The sequence below is a fragment of the Rubellimicrobium sp. CFH 75288 genome (genome assembly GCF_009904055.1).
In the GTDB taxonomy this organism is placed as follows: Bacteria; Pseudomonadota; Alphaproteobacteria; order Rhodobacterales; family Rhodobacteraceae; genus Rubellimicrobium.
This window is the reverse complement of sequence record NZ_WYDP01000016.1, coordinates 21,369-39,046: the sequence shown is the minus strand read 5'-3', so window position 1 is coordinate 39,046 and position 17,678 is coordinate 21,369. Positions and strand designations below refer to the sequence as shown.

Here is a 17,678-nt window from a genome sequence, read left to right as displayed (position 1 = left end):
CGGCCCTCAATAGGGGTCCTGGGGCGGCGGCGTTCCGCGGCACCCCACGAGGAAGTCGAAATCGGCGCCCCGGTCGGCCTGGAGCACATGGTCCACGTAAAGCCCGTGATACCCCCCTTCCATGCGGCGGGGCGGCGGGCGCCAGCCCTCGAGCCGCCGGGCCAGTTCGTCCTCGGGCACCTCGACCTCGAGCACCCCCCTGTCGGCATCGACCCGGATCATGTCGCCCGAGCGGACGACCGCAAAGGCGCCGCCGAGCGCCGCCTCGGGGGCGACGTGCAGGATCACCGTGCCGTAGGCCGTGCCGGACATCCGCGCGTCCGAGATGCGGATCATGTCGGTGATGCCCCGCTCGAGCAGGCTGCGCGGCAGGGGAAAGTTGCCGAGTTCGGGAAAGCCCGGATAGCCGCGGGGGCCGCAATTCTTGACGACCATCACATGGTCCGGGGTGATGCCCAGGGAGGGGTCGTCGATGCGCCGCAGGTAGTCGTCGTAATCCTCGAACACTACGGCGGGGCCGCGATGGACCAGGAGCGCGGGCGTCGCCGCCGAGGGCTTGAGCACCGCACCCCGGGGCGCGAGGTTGCCGCGCAGCACGCGGATGCCGCCTTCGGGCTTGAACGGGTCGTCCAGAGTGCGGATCACGCGGCGGTCGAAGCATTCCGCCCCGGCGATGCTGTCGCGCAAGGGGCGGCCCGTGACGGTCAGGGCGTCGAGATGGAGCAGCGGAGCGATCTCCTTCATGACGGCCGGAAGGCCGCCGGCATAGGCGAATTCCTCCATCAGGTATTCGCCGGACGGCCGCAGGTTGACCAGGCAGGGCACGTCGCGCCCGAGCCGCGCCCAGTCGTCCAGATCGAGCGGCACCCCCACCCGTCCGGCCAGCGCGATGAGGTGCAGCACCGCGTTGGTGGACCCCCCGATCGCGCCGCAGACGCGGATCGCGTTCTCGAAGGCCTCGCGCGTCAGGATGCGCGACATGCGCAGATCCTCGTGCACCATGCCGACGATGCGGAAGCCCGATCGGTTGGCGAGCAGCTGGCGGCGGCTGTCCACGGCCGGCAGGGCGGCGTTCTCCGGCAGGGCGAGGCCCAGCGCCTCCATCATGGAGGCCATGGTGGAGGCCGTGCCCATCGTCATGCAGGACCCCGCCGAGCGGTTCATCCCGCGCTCGGCCGCCATGAAGGCCTCGGGCGAGATGAGGCCGCGCTTGACCTCGTCCGAGAAGCGCCAGACGTCGGTGCCCGAGCCGATCTGGGTGCCGCGGTAGCGGCCGTTGAGCATCGGCCCGCCGGAGACCACGATGGCCGGCACGTCGCAGGAGGCCGCCCCCATGACGATCGCGGGCGTGGTCTTGTCGCAGCCGCCGAGCAGCACGACCCCGTCGACGGGATTGGCCCGGATCGTTTCCTCCGCGTCCATGGCGATGAGGTTGCGGAACATCATCGCGTTGGGCCGCATCAGCGTCTCGCCCGCCGAGGTGACGGGAAACTCGACCGGAAAGCCCCCCGCCTCGATGACGCCGCGGGCGACATGCTGGGCGAGGTCGCGCAGATGGCCGTTGCAGGGGGTGAGCTGCGACCAGGTGTTGCAGATGCCGATGACGGGCCGCCCGTCGAACATGCTGTCGGGATGGCCCTGGTTCTTCATCCAGCCCCGGGCGGTGAAGCCCAGCTTGTCGTTGCGCGCGAACCAGTCGTGCGAGCGCAGGCGGCGGGTCATGCGCGGGTCCCCCCCACGACGCGCTGGCTCTGCCGGCCGAGCGTCTCGATCTCGAGCACCATCGTGTCGCCCTCCCCGAGAAAGACCGGCGGCCGCAGGCCCGCGCCGACCCCGGCCGGCGTGCCGGTGGACAGGATGTCGCCGGGCAGGAGTTCCATGAAGCGGCTCACATAGCTGATCAGGGTGCGGACCGGAAAGATCATGTCGGCCGTGCTGCCATCCTGCATCGGGCGGCCGTTGACCGCGAGCGAAAGGCGCAGGCGCTGCGGATCGGGCACCGCCTCGGCGGCGACGAGCCAGGGGCCGAGGGGCGCAAAGCCCGGCGCGCTCTTGCCCTTGGTCCACTGCCCCCCCCGTTCGTGCTGGAAGGCGCGTTCGCTGATGTCGTTGAGCACCGCATAGCCCGCGACATGCGACAGCGCCTCGTCCTCCTCCACCTGCCAGGCGCGCGTCCCGATCACCACGGCCAGTTCCACCTCCCAGTCCATCCTGGTCGCGCCGGGCGGGATCGGCACCGGGTCGTCGGGTCCCGTGGGCCGGCAGCCCTTGAGGAACACCACCGGCTCCTCGGGGACGGGCAGGCCCGATTCGGCCGCGTGGTCGCGGTAGTTGAGGCCGATGCAGACGATCTTGGAGGGTCTGGCCACGCAGGGCCCGATCCGTGCGCCCGCGGGCAGGGCCGGCAGGGCCGAGGGGTCGAGCGCGCGCAGCCGGTCGAGCGAGGCGGGCGAGAGGGCCTCGCCCTCGATGTCGTCGAGATGGTCCGCCAGCGAGCGGGGGCGTCCGTCGGGGCCCAGCATCGCCGGGATCTCGCGGCCCGGCGGGCCGACGCGGAGAAGTTTCATGACCAGGGTCCGTTCAGTAGGTGGCACGCCCGCCCGACAGGTCGAACACGGCGCCGGTGGAAAAGGAGGCCTCGGGCGAGGCGAGCCAGGCGACCAGCGCGGCCGCCTCCTCGACCTCGCCCATCCGTCCCATGGGGATCTTCTCGAGCATGTAGGCGAGCTGCTCGGGCGAGACGGCTTCGGCCATCTCGGTGCGGATCACCGCCGGAGCGACGACGTTGACGGTGATCCCCGTCCGGGCAAGCTCCTTGCCGAGGCTCTTGGTCAGGGCGATGACGCCGGCCTTGGCGGCGCTGTAGGCCGAGGCGTTGGGGTTGCCGTCCTTGCCGGCCATGGAGGCGAAGTTGACGATCCGCCCCGATCCCTGCGCGCGCATCACCGGCACCACCGCCCGGCAGCAATGGAAGGTGCCGTAGAGGTTGACGCGGAGCACCCGGTCCCACTCGTCCAGGGGATAGGCGTCGAGCGGCACGTTCAGCCCGGCGATGCCCGCGCAGTTCACCAGCACGTCGATGCGTCCCTCGCGCGCGCGCAGCCGGTCGGTCGCCGCGCGCACCGCATCCCAGTCGGCCACGTCCACCCGGTCGGTCTGGGCCCCCTCGATCCCGGCGCGCGCCAGCGCCTCGGGGTTGCGGTCCCACAGCGTGACGCGCGCGCCCGAAGCGGCCAGCCGGCGGGCCACGCCGAGGCCGATCCCGGCCGCACCCCCCGTCACCGCCGCCACCGCGCCGGTCAGGTCGTAGATGTTCACGTCCCGCCCCCTACATCAGCATCCGCACGATGGCGGCATGGGCCTCGGCATCGTCGGGGCCGGAGATAGCCACCTCGCCCCGGTTGCGCCCCGATCGCATCACCACGGCGCGCGTGGCCACCTGCATCACATGCTCGATGTTGTGCATGATGAGGATGACCGACATGCCGCGCGCCTTGAGCGAGCGGATGAGATCGAGCACGCGCTGCGTCTCGCGCACGCCGAGGGCGGCGGTCGGCTCGTCCATGATGAGGATCTCGCGCCCCCACATCACGGCACGCGCGATGGCCACGCACTGGCGCTGCCCGCCCGAGAAATCCTCGACCGCGCGGCGCGTGTCGGGGATCGTCACGGCCATGCCCGCCACCGCCGCCTCGGCGTCGCGCGCCATGGAGCGGCGGTCGGCAAAGCCCAGGAGCCGCCGCCAGCCGGGGGCGACGCGCTCCTGGCCGGCGAAGATGTTGGCGGCCACGTCGAGGTTGTCGAACAGCGCGAGGTCCTGGTAGATCGTCTCGATCCCTGCGCGCCGCGCATCCTGGGGGTCGTGGAAGGTCACGGGACGGCCGTTGAGGACGATGCGCCCCGCCGTCGGGCGGTAGTAGCCCGACACGATCTTGATGAGCGTGCTCTTGCCCGCGCCGTTGTCGCCCAGCAGCGCGAGCGTCTCCCCCCGGTCGAGGCGGAACTGCACGTCGTCGAGCGCCGTCACCGGGCCGAACTGCATGGTGATGCCCGACAGCTCGAGAATGGGATCGCTCATCGACGCACTCCCCGGCGGTTGGCGATGTCGGTGAGGATGGCCAGGATCAGGATCAGGCCGGCGGCCACGCCCTGCCAGTAGACCGACAGCGAGAGGATCACGAGGACGTTGTTGATGAGGTTGAGCAGCAGGACGCCCAGCGCCGCGCCCAGGATCGTGCCCTTGCCGCCGTAGATCGAGCAGCCGCCGATCACCGCCGCCGTGATGACCCGCAGCTCGAGCCCGCTGCCGGTATTGGGGAAGGCCGAGCCGAGCCGGGCCGTCGTCACGATGGCCGCCAGCGTGGCCAGCAGCGCCGCGATGACATAGGCCATGAACTTGAGCCGGCGCGTGTCGATCCCGGCCCGGATGGCCGCGACCTCGCTGCCGCCCAGGAAATAGAAGCGCCGGAACCAGACGTTGCGCTGCAGCAGCACGCCCAGGGCCGCCGTCACCCCGAGCGAGACCCAGACCAGGTTGGGCAGCCCGAAGAGCGGCGTGGCGTTGAAGGCCGACTTGAAGCCCTGCGGGATGGAGGCGAACGAGTAGCCCTGCGACAGGATGAAGACCACGGAGCGGCCGATGGTCATGGTGGCGAGCGTCAGCACGAGCGGATTGAGCCCCGCATAGGCGATCAGCGTCCCGTTGGCGACGCCGAAGGCCAGCCCCGCCAGGAGGCAGACCGACAGGGCGGCCCAGAGCGGCGCGCCGGCGTCGAGCACGATCGCCAGGGCGATCGCGCAGACCCCCATGATCGAGCCCACCGACAGGTCGATGCCGCCCGAGATCAGCACGATCGCGAGTCCCGCCGCGACGATCATCTCGACCGAGCAGGCGATCAGGACGTTGCTGAGATTGGCCCAGGTCAGGAAAAAGGGCGACAGGACGCTGGCCACCGCGCCGACGATCAGGATCAGCAGGAGAATGGCGACTTCGCGCTGCCGGATCAGCGCCTTCCAGCGCAGTCCCGCCGGAGGGCGCGCGAGGGCGGACGAATCGGTCATCAGGACTTCCCCCGAGGAAGGCCGGCGCCGCCACGGAGGGGGCGCCGGACTGACGGTCAGCCGCAGCTGCCGGTGAGGAACTGCTCGGCGTTGGAGGCGTCGATGAAGAACAGCCCCGGATCGACCACCGGCGGCAGCTTGTTCACGCCCACATCGGCCCCCGGCACGTTGTCGAGATGGCCGTTGACGTAGTGGTAGGCGAACAGCAGCGCCAGATAGCCCTCGAGATAGGTGTTGACCGAGGAGGTCGTCTGCACCGAACCGTCGAGGATGGCGCACAGGATCGGGTCGAACACGTCCGAGGTCAGCACCGTCACCTGTCCGGCGAGGCCCAGTTCGTTGATCGCCGTGCCCATGCCGCTGCCGGTGCCGTTGATGACGATCAGGCCGTCGATGTCCGGGTTGGCGGTCATCATGGCCTTGGCGCGGTCGGCGGTCACCTGGTCGTCGCCCCGGTTGTCCTCCGTGGCCACGACCTCGAAGGTCGGGGCATTCTGCGCGAGATAGTCCTCGAGCCCGCGGATGCGCACCTGGAGGTTGGTCTGGTCCACGGCCGTCAGCAGGCCGATCTGCCCCTCCTCGAGGCCGCGCTCGCGCAGCATCTCCACCATCTTGCGGCCGTATTCCCAGCCGATGTTGTAGTGATCGGGACCGATGAAGCTGATGCGCCGGCTGTCGGGGGCATCGCTGTCGAAGGTGACGACCGGAATGCCCATCTCGGTCACGCGGTCGATCGTGTCGCTCATCGTGGGGTCGAACGCGCCGGTGAGAAAGGCCGCGGGCCGCGTCACCGCGATCTGCTCGATCTGCTGCTGCTGGGCGCGGTTGTCGAACTCGACCGGGCCGGTGAACTCGAAGCGCACGCCGAGCTGGTCGGCCGCGTCCTGCGCGCCGTTGCGGATGGCGACCCAGAAGGGGTGGCCCGAGATCGGAACCACCATCACGTAGCGCTGGCCGGAGCGGTCCTCGGCCTCCTGCGCCGCGGCCAGTCCCGGCAGGGCCACCGCCACGGCCAGGGCTGCGATCCATGCTTTCATTCTTGCATCCTCCTCCCTTGGTCTCGGACCGGTTCGGGGCCGAAGGCCCGCAGGGTCAGTCCCCTCCCCTGAGCACGGCACCGCGCGAGAGCGGCTGCACGAGCGCGCGGTACTGCCGGAGCCATCCCCGCTCGCGCGTGGGCGGCGGCGGCTTCCAGGCGGCCAGGCGGGCCGCCAGCATGCCGTCGTCCAGATCCACCGCGATCTCGCGCGCGCACAGGTCGATGCGCACGCGGTCGCCCTCCTCCACGACGGCGAGCGGCCCGCCCTCGGCCGCCTCGGGCATGATCTGGCCGATGGTGATGCCGCGGTTGAGGCCGGACAGCTCGCCGTCGGTCACCACCGCCACCTGCTCGCCCAGGCCCGAGCCGACCAGGGCGGCCATGAAGCTCGCCGCGAACACCGTTCCCGGACCGCCCAGGGGGCCGAGCATCCGCAGCACGATGACGTCGCCGGGGCGGATCCCTCCCGCGCCCAGGGCGGCGATGGCCGCGTCCTCGTCCTCGAAGATGCGGGCCGGCCCTTCGAAGCGGCGGATGTCGGGCGGCACGGCGGCCAGCTTCACGATCGCGCCGATCGGGGCGAGGTTGCCGCGGATCAGGATGATCCCCGGCTCGGCCCGCACGGGCCGGTCGAGCGAGCCGATCACGGCCGGGTCGGGCTCGGGCGCGGCCTCGAGCCGCTCCATGACCGAGCCCGCCACCGTCGGCCCGTCCTCGAGGAGCGGCCGCAATGCGCGCAGCACGCCCCGCGCCCCGCCGGCCGCCTCCAGCTCCTCGATCCGCCGCGGCCCGTTCGGCCGGATCTCGGCCAGAAGCGGGACCAGATCGGCGGCGGCACGGAACTCGGCCAGGATGTCCACCTCCGCCTCCGCCTCGATGGCGGCGGCAATCAGATGGCGCACGCAGTTGACCGACAGGCCGAGCGCCGTGGCCACGCGCACCGCATTGCGGAAGGCGGCCGGGGTCAGCACCTGCCGCGCCGTCACGCCCGCGGCCAGAAGCTCAAGGATGCGGCGCCCCGAGGCGGCGGCGTTGCGCGCCATCGCCTCGCTGCCGCCGCGCACCGGGGCCGCGCCCGGCAGGGTCATGCCCAGCGCCTCGGCGAGGATGTGCATGGAATTGGCGGTCCCCAGCCCTGCGCAGACGCCGGGGCCGCGGATCGCCACGCGCGACCATTCGGTGAGGTCCTCGAGCGTCATGCGGCCCGCCAGCACCGTGCCCACGCCCTTGTAGAGGTCCTCGATGTCCACGTCGCGCCCGCCGCAGGCCCCGCCGAGCTGGTAGCCGCAGGGCACGATGATCGCCGGCAGGTCGAGCCGGCCTGCCGCCATGAGCTGGCCCGGCGTGGTCTTGTCGCAGGAGGCCAGAAACACCACGGCGTCCAGCACCGCGCCCTCGACCTGCACCTCCACGTCGTTGACGAGAAGATCGCGCGACGGCATCAGGTAGCGGCCCTGCTTGCCCGCGCTGGTCACGAAATCGGACGGCGCGACGGTGCGGATCTCGAAGGGCAGGCCGCCGGCCGCGCGGATTGCCTCCTGCACGACGCGGCTCACCGCATCGAGATGGCTGAAGCAGATCGACAGCGTGGACGAGGAGTTGACCACGGCGATCTTGGGCTTGGCGAAATCCTCCTCCGCGATCCCCATGGCGAGCCATTGCGCGCGCCGCACGGCCCAGCGGGTCGAGCCGGGGCGGAAGTCGCTGCGCAGGCGGGCCGGTCCCGTGCCGTTCTCCCTAGTCATCGAGCCGCGCCCCCCGTGCGTTCAGTTCCCTGCGCAGGTCGCGGCCGACGACCGCCTCCGTCGCGATCCCCTCGCGCAGCGCCTGGGCGGCGGCCGTTCCCGCCGCCTCGCCGTAGCCGAAGCACTGGGCCGTCACGCGCGCCGAGGCCACCGCCTCGTGCTCGGCCGACAGGCAGCGGCCGGCCACCAGCAGCCCGGTGCCGCGCTCGGGCTGGAGACAGCCCAGGGGCACCTCGTACCAGTCGTCGAGCAGCCATTCGACGCGCGGCTTCTCGCCCGCGTGCAGCTCGATGGGCCAGGGCGAGCGGACGATCCCGTCGGGGCTCTTGCGCCCGGCGAGGACGTCCGCGTTGGCCAGCATCGCACGGCCCCTGGCCTGACGGGATTGCCGCACGCCCACCTGCGTGCCGGTGTCGATCAGGAACGCCTCCGCGAAGCCGGGCAGCCGCTCGCGGAAGAAGCGGGCATATTCGCGCGCCTGGCGGCGGCCCTCGCGCTCGGCCTCGGTGAAGTCGTCGGGATCGAGGGTCAGCAGCTCGCGGCCGTCGCGGCCGATCACGCGCGTGCAGTTGCACAGCACCACGCCCGGCAGCGTGGTGGGAAACAGCCAGATCTTGCGCCGCGGCAGGCGGAACTCGCCGGCCTCGTCGGCCTCGGCGATCATGGCCGACACCCAGGGGGGCATGATCGTGTCCTCGCCGCAGGCGGCCCGGAAGGCGTCGAGATCCACCCCGCCCATGCGGAAGATCATTGTGGGGTTCTGCACGCGCCCTTCATCTCCCACGAAGGACGGCAACCCCGCCATGGCCACGAGATCCGCGTCACCCGAGGCGTCCACGGTCACGCGCGCGTCGATCCGCAGCCGGCCGCCCTTGGTGGCGACGATCGCTCCCTCGACCCGCTCGCCCCCCTCCACGAGGGCCTCGGTCGCCTGCGCATGGAACAGGACGCGCACGCCGGCCTCCTCCAGCAGGTCGTCCGCCGTCTCGCGCCACCGGATCGGGTCGTGCACGCGCGTGAGCGTCTTGCCGTAAATGACCGGGGGTCCGAGGCCGCCGCGCGCCTCGAGCGCCCGCACGAAGCGGTCCGCGAAGCCCCAGACGACCTGTTCGGGCCGGTTGCCCTCGGTCGCGGTGTAGAGGCCGCAGACCGTTCCCGACAGGCCCGCCACCGCGCCTCCGCCGCAGAAACCCGCGCGCTCGACGAGCGTGACCCGGAGCCCGGCCTCGGCGGCCGCGACGGCGGCGGCCACACCGGCCGCTCCGCCGCCCACCACGAGCACGTCCGTGGCGATCCTGTCGGCCGGTCGCTGGTCCATGACTCCTCCCCTTTCGTTGACGACTAGTATATCAGATGTCGGCGGTCAACCGGGGAGGAGCAGCCGATGACATCGAGCCATCTGTGGAACGGGGTGCGCTATGCCGACCTGGCGGAAGCCCATGTCCTCGTGTCGGGCGGCGCCAGCGGCATCGGCGAGGCCATGGTCCGCGCCTTCGCCGCGCAGGGCGCCGCGGTCTCCTTCGTGGATCGCGACGCCGCCCGCGGCGAGCGGCTGGCTGCGGAACTGGGGGCGGCTTGCCGGTTCGTCGCCGCCGACGTGACGGATCTCGGCGCCTATCGCGCCGCGATCGGGCGCCTGCAGCGGCAGGCCGGGCCCGTGCGCTGCCTCGTCAACAACGCGGCCGACGACAGCCGGCACGACTGGCGCCGCGTGGAGCCCGACGAGTGGGAGGCGCGCATGGCCGTCAACCTGCGGCACGCCTTCTTCGCCATCCAGGCCGTCGCGCCCGGCATGATCGAGGCGGGCGGCGGGTCCATCATCAATCTGGGGTCGATCAGCTGGATGGTGCTGAGCCCCGGCCTCCCGGTCTACGAGACCGCCAAGGCCGCCATGCACGGGCTGACGCGGGCCATGGCGCGCGAACTGGGACCGCACGGGGTGCGGGTCAACGCGCTCGTCCCCGGCTGGGTGATGACCGAGCGGCAGGTCGCGCTCTGGCTCAATCCCGAGACGGAGGCCTGGCTCGAGCGCAACCAGCCCCTCCGCGGGCGGGTGATGCCGGAGGATGTCGCGGCGATGGCGCTGTTTCTGGCCTCCGACCAGTCGCGCATGGCCTCGGGCCAGGCCTTCCTGATCGACGGAGGCTGGGCCCATGGCTGACGCCGCACCGCCGCGCCCGCAGCGAAGGGCGGGCTGGCCTCTCGCATCCCGGGCCGGCCATCCCGGACGGGGGACGCCCGGGCCTGGACAAGCCTTCGGGCAGCACCCCTGACCCAACGGGCATGCTGCGGGCTCCGGCCGGTCAGGCGGTCGAGCATCGCGGCTCCCGTCAGCCGCCGGGCCCACGGTCGCCGGAACCAGGCCGGCGGGGTGGCAGCGAGGATCCCGGCGCGAGCGGGCCGCGCTCTCTCTCCGGGTGGCGGTGGCCGAGAATCTCGGGACCGAGACGGTGCTGAGCGGTCCGCTGGACGGGTCCGCAGCCGGGCCCGTCCTGTCCGTCGTCCTGCCGGGCCTGCACCGGTCTCTCCTGGGCCAGCGGATCGGCCTGACCTTCGCCCCGTCCGACATGATCCTGTTCGACGCGGAGACGGGGCAGGCCCTTCGCCACGGGATCTGAGCCGCCCTTTCGCGCAAACCCCTTGCGCCGAGGGGTTCGCCCGGTCCACGCTGACGCGGCGGGCCGGATCGAGAGGGGTGCCCCCAGGCGGCACCCCCCGTCCGGGGCCCGGCAGGGAGGAGAGCAGCGGAGCGGCCATGGCCCCAGCAGACACGCGACACCCGCCCCATTCCGTCCGCATCGGGGGAGCGATCCTCGGCCTTCTGCTGCTGGCAGGTCCTGCCCTGGCGGAGGAGCCGGGCGGTCCGGTCGCGGAGGAGCCGGCAGCGAGCCCGGCCGCGGCCGGTCCGGACGAGGCGGACCTGGACCGTCTGCTGGCCCTTCTACCGGAGGCCGACCCCGAATGGGGCGCCTTTCTGTCAGGGGATTGCACCGCCTGCCACCGGGAGGGGGCAGGCGGCGAGGGCATCCCGGACATCGTCGGCTGGCCGGCCGAGGCGATCGCGACCAGCCTTGCGGCCTACCGCTCGGGGCTGGGGGAGAACCCCACGATGCGGACGATGGCGCAACGCCTGTCGGACGAGGAGATCGCGGCGCTTGCGGTCTATTTCGAGTCGCGCGCGCCCTGAAAAGGGGCGGCCTGGTGCGCACGGGATGAGGGAGGGAGGAGAACCCATGAGACGGATCGGACGGCGCGGCTTCCTGGGAGCCGGTGCGGCAGGGCTTGCGGTGCTGGCGGCCCCGGCGGTGCTCGGCCAGGCGCGGCCGCGCGCGGTGGTGGTGGGCGGCGGATCGGGCGGGGCGACGGCGGCGCGCTATCTGGCGCGCGACGGCGCCGGCGCGATCGACGTCACGCTGATCGAACCCGCGCGCCGCTATGACACCTGCTATTTCGGCAACCTCTACATCGGGGGCTTCCGCGATCTGGAGAGCCTCGGGCATTCCTATGCGCGGCTGGCCACCGAATACGGGATCAACGTCGTCCACGACTGGGCCGATGCGATCGACCGCGACGCGCGCGAGGTGCGCCTCGCCTCCGGCGGCTCGGTGCCCTACGACCGGCTGATCCTGTCGCCGGGCATCGCCTTCCGGCAGGACGCGATCGAGGGCTGGGACATCGCGGCCCTGGCGCGGATGCCGCACGCCTATACCGGGGGCACGCAGGTCGCCCTGCTGCGCGCCCAGATCGAGGCCATGCCGCCGGGCGGGCTGTTCGTGATGGTGGCTCCGCCCAACCCCTACCGCTGCCCGCCCGGCCCCTACGAGCGCATCTCCATGATCGCCCACCTGCTGAGCGGCACCAATCCCACGGCCAAGATCGTCCTCATCGACCCCAAGGAGACGTTCTCCAAGCAGGCCCTCTTCGAGGAGGCCTGGGGCACCCTCTATCCGGGCATGATCGACCGGCTGCCCACCGATCTCGTGGGGCCCGTCGAGCGCGTGGACGCCGGGACGATGGAGATCGTCACCGCGACCGAGACCTTCCGCGCCGATGCCGCCAACATCATCGGCCCGCAGGAAGCCGGCCGGATCGCCCATCGCGCGGGCCTCGTGAACGAGGCGGGCTGGGTGCCGGTCTCGGCCTTCGACATGCGCTCGCGCGAGGACGAGGCGATCTTCGTCCTGGGCGACAGCGCCCAGCAGGGCGACATGCCCAAGTCGGCCTATGCCGCCAACAGCCAGGCCAAGGTCGCGGCCATGGTCGTGCGCAGCGAACTGACCGGATCGCGCGCCTTCCCGGCCCGCTACGCCAATACCTGCTGGTCGCTGCTCGGCCCCGAGAACGGCGTCAAGATCGGCGCCACCTACGAGCCCACGGAGGAGAAGATCGCCACCGTCGAGGGCTCGAACTTCGTGTCCCAGACGGGGGAGGACGCGGAGCTGCGCGCCGCGACCTATCGCGAAAGCCTCGACTGGTACGACGCCATCGTGGCCGACATGTTCGGCTGAAGGCCCCTCAGCCCGGCTGGGGCCCCCGGACGGGGGCGCCCCGGTCGGCGGGCTGGACGTGGTCGGCCGGACCGGCCGCGCCTGCAGCGGCGGGCGCGGCCGAGGCGTGCACGAAGCGCGCGTCGCAATAGCCGCAATCGACGAAGCCCGTCTCGTGCGGGATCGACAGCCACACGCGCGGATGGCCCAGCGCGCCCTGGCCGCCGTCGCAGGACACGCGCCAGGCGGAGACGATCTTGACCTCCGGCGGCGGCAGGCCGGTCGGATCGGGATGGTCGGTGCGGCGGAGCGGACGGATCTCGGTCATCGGGGTCTCGCAAGGGGTCGCGGCGCGGTCTAGCCTGCGCCGCGCGCCGGGAAAAGGGCCGCGCGGCCGTCAGGCCCGCGCCAGAAGGGGCCCCAGCGGACGCCCCCCCAGAAGGTGAAGGTGGAAATGCGGCACCTCCTGATGGGCGTTCGGCCCCGCATTGGCGATGGCGCGAAAGCCCCCCTCCTCGAGGCCGAGCAGGCGCACGCACTCGCTCACGCAGGCCATGAAGCCCGCCTGCTCGGCCGCGGAGGCATGGGCGGCGAAATCCGCAAGGTCGCGATAGGTCCCGCGCGGGATCACCAGTACATGGACGGGCGCCTGCGGGCGCAGGTCGCGAAAGGCGATCGCGTGCTCGGTCTGGTGGACGATGTCGGCGGGAATCTCGCCCCGCAGGATGCGGGCGAAGACGTTGCCCTCGTCATAGGGGGCGGTGGCCATGGGCGGTCCTTTCTCAGTCGCTGAACAGATAGGGGGTCTCGGCGATGCCGCGCGCGGTTTCCGCGCTCACGGACAGGAAGGCGGCGATCGGCCCGGCATTCTCCTCGGGGCTGCGCAGTTCGGAGATGCGCCCGTGGCGGGGAAATCCCGCATCGCGGATCCGGTCGCTCTCGTGGCGGATGTCGAAGCGGATGGCCGGCAGGATCTGCGCCATCGTCTCGGGCGGGGTCTGCTCGCCCGCCAGGCCGATCCGCTGCGCATGGCCGACCAGATAGGCGTCGGTGAACTGGCATTCGACCTCCAGAAGCCGGGTCAGCGCCCGGTCGGCGTAGAAGTCCTGCAACAGGTCCATGCTGCCCGGGTCGAGGCAGATCACCAGCCGGTCGGTCTCGTGGAAGTCGAACAGCATGCGCATCAGCGCGCGGCGGTGGCGCGTGCGCTTGGCCAGGGTGGTCTGGATGCCGCCCAGGTCGGGCAGGGGCGTGTCCTCCTCGTTGAAGAGGTAGTCGATCGCGGGAATGTTGGTGTGGTGCTTGATCGAGCCGACCAGGCGCTTGGCCACGTGCCACTTCTTGCAGGCCACGATCAGAAGCTCGTGCTCGGGACCCAGGCTCGCCTCCCGCTCCCAGAAGCGCGGGGCGAAGCGCCGGCCGATCCGGCCGCGCCCCGTGAGGAACTGGTAGAGGCGCCGCCCCTCGCCCGAGATGCGGAAATCGGTCCGGCCGGACGCCCACAGCCGCCCCAGCCGCCGCTTGAGCTCCGCGGCCTCGGGGCTGATCTTGCGCGCGAACAGGTAGTCCTGCGCGATCAGCAGGTCGTAATGGTCGTTGTGGAACGTCACCGGCACTCCGTAATCGGTGAACATCAGGAATGTCAGCGTGCGCGAGCGGATCTCCGGCTCTGGCACCAGATGGCGCACGAGGGTCTGGAAGAAGGTCTCGTCCGGGATCCAGGTCGTGCGGAAGAAGCGCACCACGTCGCGCCGCTCGCGCACGAAGCGCAGGATCGCCTCGATCGTCCGCCGCCGCAGGCACCACCATTGCGAGCCGATCATCACCTGAATGTCGGCCGGCACGCGCCGCGCCAGCCCCAGCCGCTTCTGCCAGTCCAGCGCGAGGTAGAACAGGCGCTTGTGCGCGCGCTCGTTGAAGAAGAAGCGGTAGAGGAGGCGCTCCTCCTTGAGGCCGGTCTTGATCCAGTCCGACTCGAAGAAGTCGAAGCTCTCCACATAGTCGCATTCCTCCGCGTCGAGGAAGGCGCGGGCATAGGCCGAGGACTTGATGGCCATGCAGTCGCCCGACAGCATGTAGAAATGCGTGGCCCGCGGAAAGGCCGCCACCGCCGCCTCCACCGCCAGCAGCGTGGCGGCCACCAGGCTCCATTCGCCCCAGCCGCAGCGCAGGCGCCGGCGCGCAAAGACGACGGACGGGTTGCCGGCCAGGCCGGCGCGGATGCGCTCGTAGGCCGCGCGGGGCGCGCGGGCGTCGAAATGGATGGCGACGCAATCGCCCGCCGCCGTCAGCTGCATGGCCTGCTGGATGATCGCGTCCGGGTCCTTGTGGCAGAGCAGGATAAAGGCGATCTGCGCCATGGCTGAGGCTCGCTGGCTGTCCCCGCAGGGTTTAGCCTTGATAGCGTGAACGAAGGATGAATAAACAGGCCCGGTCCGCCGCTTCCTCCGCCCGGAGGTCCGGCCGGCCACAGGGCCCCCGGCCGGGGGGCGGCACAACGGGGGGCAGAGGGCCGATGGGGTTTCCGGGCACCTGGATGACGCAGAGCGGCAGCCTGATCTACCGGGTCGTGCCCAAATGCGCCTGCTCCACGATCGGGCAGATCATGTTCTTCTCCGATCACGGCCGCTTCTTCGCGGGCGACATCCACGACGCCGAGGAGGGCCTGCACAAATGGGCCCTTCCCGGCAGCCAGGGCCCCATCGAGGAAGCGGTGCGCGCGCGGCGCGGCGTGGCCTTCACGGCGGTGCGCAACCCCTATGCGCGCATCCTGTCGTGCTTTCTCGACAAGATCGCGGGCATCCAGCGCAACGGCCGGCGCTATCGCGGCAACCTCGTGCCGATGCTGGTCCAGCGCTACGGCGTGGAGGTCGGACGCCCCGAGGACGGCTGGCAGTTCGACCAGATCCGCTCCTTTCGCCGGTTCCTGCTCTTTGCGCGCGACACGATCCGCTTCCGCAAGCCGATGGACCCCGACATCCACTGGTCGGCGATGTCGGGGCACATCTCCACCTTCATCGTCAATGGCGGGCGCTACGACGTCATCTTTCCCACCGAACGCTTCGACGAGGGGATGGGAGGCGTCCTCGGGCGGGCGCAGACGCCCCATCCGGTCGATCTGGGCGCGATTCCCCGCTTCAACGAGAGCGAGGGGCACGGCCCCCCGCGGGCCCATCCCGTCTCGGCCTATTTCGACGACCTGTCGCGCCACCTGATGTGGGAGATCTACCGCCGGGACTTCCAGCTCTTCGGCTACGACTTCGACGATCCCGACCGGCGCGAGCCGCGCCGGGCGATCGACCTCGAGGAGGTTCACGCCAAGCTCGCGGACTAGGCCGGACGCACGCCCGTCGGCGCAAAGGCGCCGAGGGGGGCGGCCGGTCCTCCACACTCCCGTCGCGAACGGCTCACAAGCGCTTGATCCTCCGTCGGCGATCGGCCTAGACAGGGCCATGACCAAGATCGACACCGCCTTGGCCCGCCCCTTCACGCCCGCGGGGATGGACTCCTCCCGCCGCGGCCGTCCGGCCGTTCGGACCGCTCGCCCGGCACCGCCGGTCGTCGCGCGGCCGGGCCGGATGCCCTGGGGCAAGCGGGCCTTCGACCTGTCGGTCTCGCTCGTGCTGCTTCTGCTGCTGTGGCCGGTCATGCTTCTGGTGGCCCTGGTCCTGCTGGTGGCCGAAGGGCGCCCCATCCTCTACATGAGCGAGCGGATGGCCGCGCCGGGCCGCCCCTTCCGGCTCATCAAGTTCCGCACCATGGCGGTGGGCGCGGATGCCGTGGGCGGCGTGACGGGGGGCGACAAGGCCGCGGCGATGTCGCGGCTCCACCGCTTCCTGCGGCGCACCCGCGCCGACGAGCTGCCCCAGCTCTGGAACGTCCTGCGCGGCGAGATGAGCCTCGTGGGACCCCGCCCGCCCCTGCGCCGCTATGTCGAGGCCTATCCCGAACTCTACGGGCGCGTCCTGCAGGCCCGGCCGGGAATCACAGGGCTCGCCACCCTCGTCTTCCACGAGGAGGAGGAGCGGCTTCTGGCCGCCTGCCGCACGCCGGACGAGACGGAGGCGGTCTATCGTCGGCTTTGCATCCCCCGCAAGGCGCGGCTCGACCTGCTCTACCAGCGCCGCTGGAGCCTCTGGCTCGACCTCTGCCTCGTGGCGCGCACGGCACTGCGCCCGTTCCGCCGCAGCCCCGATCCCGCCCCGCCGCCCCCGCAGGCGCCCGGAGCCACAACGCCCTCTGCCACCCCTCAGCCGTCGGTGCCGTAGCCGTCGGGATTGGCGCTCTGCCAGCGCCACAGGCTCTCGACCATCGCCCGCAGGTCGCGCCGCGCCCGCCAGCCCAGATCCGCCGCCGCCCGGCTGCAATCGGCCCGCATCTCGGCCACGTCGCCGGACCGGCGCGGCGCCATCTCGTGGGGCAGCGGACGGCCCACCACCGCCTCGAAGGCCCTGAGCATCTCGAGCACGCTGGTGCCCTTGCCGGTCCCGAGGTTGAACGCCTCCGCCCCGCCGCCCGCGCCCGCCAGGTGCCGGGCCCGCGCAAGCGCCGCCACATGCGCCTCGGCCAGGTCCTCCACATGGATGTAGTCGCGCACCCCCGTCCCGTCGGGGGTCGGATAGTCCGAGCCCCAGATGCGCAGGGCCGCCCGCCGCCCCGTCGCCACCTGCGCGAGAAAGGGCATCAGGTTCTCGGGCACGCCGCGCGGGTCCTCGCCGATCCGGCCCGAGGCATGGGCCCCCACCGGGTTGAAGTAGCGCAGCAGCAGCGCCGCCCGCCCCGGCGCCGCCGCCGCCCAGTCGCGCAGCACCGCCTCGGCCGCGGCCTTGGTGCGGCCATAGACGTTGGCCGGGCGCACGGGGTCGTCCTCGCGGAAGGGGCGCGGCTCGGCCGGCTCGCCATAGACGGTGGCCGAGGAGGAAAAGATCACGAGGCCGCAGCCCGCCTCCTCGAGCGCCCGCAGCAGGGCCACCGTGCCGCCCACGTTCACGTCCCAGTAGTCGAGCGCGCGCGCCCCGCTCTCGCCCACGGACTTGAGCCCCGCGAAGTGGATCGCCGCCTCGGGCCGGAAGGCGCGCGCGGCCTCGACCAGGCGGGGCGCGTCGCGGATGTCGAGCCGCTCGACCCCGAAGGCGCCGCCGTTGCTCAGCGCGCGCACGCGCTCGAGCGCGACGGGACTCGCGTTGCGGAAATCGTCCACCACGAGGGCCTCGTGGCCCTGCCCCAGCAGTTCCAGAAGCGTGTGGCTGCCCAGATAGCCTGCCCCGCCCGTGACCAGAACCCGCATCCTAACCCTCCGCCAGGCCCGCGGCCTTGTCGGGCCGGGGCCCGGCGGGATCAAGCCCC

General features: G+C 71.8%; 17 protein-coding genes and 1 pseudogene. 6 read left to right on the top strand and 12 right to left on the bottom strand.

Annotated features, from left to right (window positions below):
* Positions 1–6 precede the first annotated feature (6 nt).
* Genes GT358_RS12835 through GT358_RS12800 form a run of 8 tightly spaced genes read right to left on the bottom strand, consistent with a single transcriptional unit; the run spans position 7 to position 9,163 of the window.
* Entirely contained in the window at positions 7–1,722 is a 1,716-nt protein-coding gene (locus GT358_RS12835; RefSeq protein ID WP_166583029.1) for an IlvD/Edd family dehydratase, read from the bottom strand.
* The gene (locus GT358_RS12830; RefSeq protein WP_166583028.1) at positions 1,719–2,567 is read right to left on the bottom strand and encodes a fumarylacetoacetate hydrolase family protein; all 849 of its coding nucleotides are present in this window, start codon (positions 2,565–2,567) and stop codon (positions 1,719–1,721) included. Before GT358_RS12830 ends, GT358_RS12835 begins: the two co-directional genes overlap by 4 nt.
* 13 nt (positions 2,568–2,580) lie before the next feature.
* The gene (locus GT358_RS12825) at positions 2,581–3,318 is read right to left on the bottom strand and encodes an SDR family NAD(P)-dependent oxidoreductase (RefSeq protein WP_166583027.1); all 738 of its coding nucleotides are present in this window, start codon (positions 3,316–3,318) and stop codon (positions 2,581–2,583) included.
* Positions 3,319–3,328: 10 nt separating this feature from the next.
* Positions 3,329–4,078, bottom strand: a complete 750-nt coding sequence (locus GT358_RS12820; protein WP_166583026.1) for an ATP-binding cassette domain-containing protein — start codon at positions 4,076–4,078, stop codon at positions 3,329–3,331.
* Entirely contained in the window at positions 4,075–5,061 is a 987-nt protein-coding gene (locus tag GT358_RS12815) for an ABC transporter permease (RefSeq protein ID WP_166583025.1), read from the bottom strand. The genes GT358_RS12820 and GT358_RS12815 overlap by 4 nt, the downstream gene beginning before the upstream one ends.
* Before the next feature lie 56 nt (positions 5,062–5,117).
* Complete coding sequence (locus GT358_RS12810; protein ID WP_166583024.1) at positions 5,118–6,098, bottom strand: substrate-binding domain-containing protein; 981 nt, start codon at positions 6,096–6,098, stop codon at positions 5,118–5,120.
* 55 nt (positions 6,099–6,153) lie between these two features.
* Complete coding sequence (locus GT358_RS12805; protein WP_208103517.1) at positions 6,154–7,845, bottom strand: dihydroxy-acid dehydratase; 1,692 nt, start codon at positions 7,843–7,845, stop codon at positions 6,154–6,156.
* Positions 7,838–9,163 (bottom strand): FAD-dependent oxidoreductase, encoded by a 1,326-nt coding sequence (locus tag GT358_RS12800; RefSeq protein ID WP_166583023.1) that lies wholly within the window; start codon positions 9,161–9,163, stop codon positions 7,838–7,840. Before GT358_RS12800 ends, GT358_RS12805 begins: the two co-directional genes overlap by 8 nt.
* A gap of 66 nt (positions 9,164–9,229) precedes the next feature.
* Between GT358_RS12800 and GT358_RS12795 the strand changes: the two genes are divergently transcribed.
* The 4 genes from GT358_RS12795 to GT358_RS12780 all read left to right on the top strand — a co-directional run bounded on the left by GT358_RS12795 (position 9,230) and on the right by GT358_RS12780 (position 12,353).
* A complete protein-coding gene (locus GT358_RS12795; protein WP_166583022.1) occupies positions 9,230–10,006 on the top strand; it encodes an SDR family NAD(P)-dependent oxidoreductase in 777 nt (258 codons plus the stop codon).
* Positions 10,007–10,268: 262 nt separating this feature from the next.
* Complete coding sequence (locus GT358_RS12790) at positions 10,269–10,463, top strand: hypothetical protein (RefSeq protein ID WP_166583021.1); 195 nt, start codon at positions 10,269–10,271, stop codon at positions 10,461–10,463.
* Between the two features lie 137 nt (positions 10,464–10,600).
* A complete protein-coding gene (locus GT358_RS12785) occupies positions 10,601–11,032 on the top strand; it encodes a c-type cytochrome (protein WP_166583020.1) in 432 nt (143 codons plus the stop codon).
* Positions 11,033–11,078: 46 nt separating this feature from the next.
* Positions 11,079–12,353, top strand: coding sequence for an NAD(P)/FAD-dependent oxidoreductase (locus tag GT358_RS12780; RefSeq protein ID WP_166583019.1), 1,275 nt, complete (start codon positions 11,079–11,081; stop codon positions 12,351–12,353).
* Between the two features lie 88 nt (positions 12,354–12,441).
* Here GT358_RS12780 and GT358_RS12775 read toward each other — a convergent pair.
* The 3 genes and pseudogenes from GT358_RS12775 to GT358_RS12765 form a co-directional block, all read right to left on the bottom strand.
* Positions 12,442–12,660, bottom strand: a pseudogene (locus tag GT358_RS12775) (zinc-finger domain-containing protein); the annotation flags it as partial.
* A gap of 69 nt (positions 12,661–12,729) precedes the next feature.
* Positions 12,730–13,101, bottom strand: a complete 372-nt coding sequence (locus tag GT358_RS12770) for an HIT domain-containing protein (RefSeq protein ID WP_166583017.1) — start codon at positions 13,099–13,101, stop codon at positions 12,730–12,732.
* A gap of 13 nt (positions 13,102–13,114) precedes the next feature.
* Positions 13,115–14,692, bottom strand: coding sequence for a DUF5928 domain-containing protein (locus GT358_RS12765; RefSeq protein ID WP_166583016.1), 1,578 nt, complete (start codon positions 14,690–14,692; stop codon positions 13,115–13,117).
* Between the two features lie 155 nt (positions 14,693–14,847).
* On the opposite strand from GT358_RS12765, the gene GT358_RS12760 reads away from it, so the two are divergent.
* Positions 14,848–15,666 carry a sulfotransferase family protein gene (locus GT358_RS12760; RefSeq protein WP_166583015.1) on the top strand — a complete coding sequence of 273 codons (819 nt, stop codon included), beginning with the start codon at positions 14,848–14,850 and terminating at the stop codon, positions 15,664–15,666.
* A 118-nt stretch (positions 15,667–15,784) separates the two neighbouring features.
* Complete coding sequence (locus GT358_RS12755; RefSeq protein WP_371416290.1) at positions 15,785–16,600, top strand: sugar transferase; 816 nt, start codon at positions 15,785–15,787, stop codon at positions 16,598–16,600.
* Here the strand turns inward: GT358_RS12755 and galE are convergent.
* Positions 16,582–17,619 carry a UDP-glucose 4-epimerase GalE gene (gene galE, locus GT358_RS12750; protein ID WP_166583014.1) on the bottom strand — a complete coding sequence of 346 codons (1,038 nt, stop codon included), beginning with the start codon at positions 17,617–17,619 and terminating at the stop codon, positions 16,582–16,584. The two genes, GT358_RS12755 and galE, sit on opposite strands and share 19 nt — an antisense overlap.
* Between the last annotated feature and the right edge of the window lie 59 nt (positions 17,620–17,678).

Excerpts from the sequence above, each read along its gene's own strand:
- GT358_RS12805 (WP_208103517.1), bottom strand. The coding sequence starts at position 7,845 with ATGACTAGGGAGAACGGCACGGGACCGGCCCGCCTGCGCAGCGACTTC.
- GT358_RS12770 (WP_166583017.1), bottom strand. The coding sequence starts at position 13,101 with ATGGCCACCGCCCCCTATGACGAGGGCAACGTCTTCGCCCGCATCCTG.
- GT358_RS12785 (WP_166583020.1), top strand. The coding sequence starts at position 10,601 with ATGGCCCCAGCAGACACGCGACACCCGCCCCATTCCGTCCGCATCGGG.
- GT358_RS12815 (WP_166583025.1), bottom strand. The coding sequence starts at position 5,061 with ATGACCGATTCGTCCGCCCTCGCGCGCCCTCCGGCGGGACTGCGCTGG.
- GT358_RS12760 (WP_166583015.1), top strand. The coding sequence starts at position 14,848 with ATGGGGTTTCCGGGCACCTGGATGACGCAGAGCGGCAGCCTGATCTAC.
- galE (WP_166583014.1), bottom strand. The coding sequence starts at position 17,619 with ATGCGGGTTCTGGTCACGGGCGGGGCAGGCTATCTGGGCAGCCACACG.
- GT358_RS12755 (WP_371416290.1), top strand. The coding sequence starts at position 15,785 with ATGACCAAGATCGACACCGCCTTGGCCCGCCCCTTCACGCCCGCGGGG.
- GT358_RS12800 (WP_166583023.1), bottom strand. The coding sequence starts at position 9,163 with ATGGACCAGCGACCGGCCGACAGGATCGCCACGGACGTGCTCGTGGTG.
- GT358_RS12780 (WP_166583019.1), top strand. The coding sequence starts at position 11,079 with ATGAGACGGATCGGACGGCGCGGCTTCCTGGGAGCCGGTGCGGCAGGG.
- GT358_RS12795 (WP_166583022.1), top strand. The coding sequence starts at position 9,230 with ATGACATCGAGCCATCTGTGGAACGGGGTGCGCTATGCCGACCTGGCG.
- GT358_RS12820 (WP_166583026.1), bottom strand. The coding sequence starts at position 4,078 with ATGAGCGATCCCATTCTCGAGCTGTCGGGCATCACCATGCAGTTCGGC.
- GT358_RS12835 (WP_166583029.1), bottom strand. The coding sequence starts at position 1,722 with ATGACCCGCCGCCTGCGCTCGCACGACTGGTTCGCGCGCAACGACAAG.
- GT358_RS12810 (WP_166583024.1), bottom strand. The coding sequence starts at position 6,098 with ATGAAAGCATGGATCGCAGCCCTGGCCGTGGCGGTGGCCCTGCCGGGA.
- GT358_RS12765 (WP_166583016.1), bottom strand. The coding sequence starts at position 14,692 with ATGGCGCAGATCGCCTTTATCCTGCTCTGCCACAAGGACCCGGACGCG.
- GT358_RS12830 (WP_166583028.1), bottom strand. The coding sequence starts at position 2,567 with ATGAAACTTCTCCGCGTCGGCCCGCCGGGCCGCGAGATCCCGGCGATG.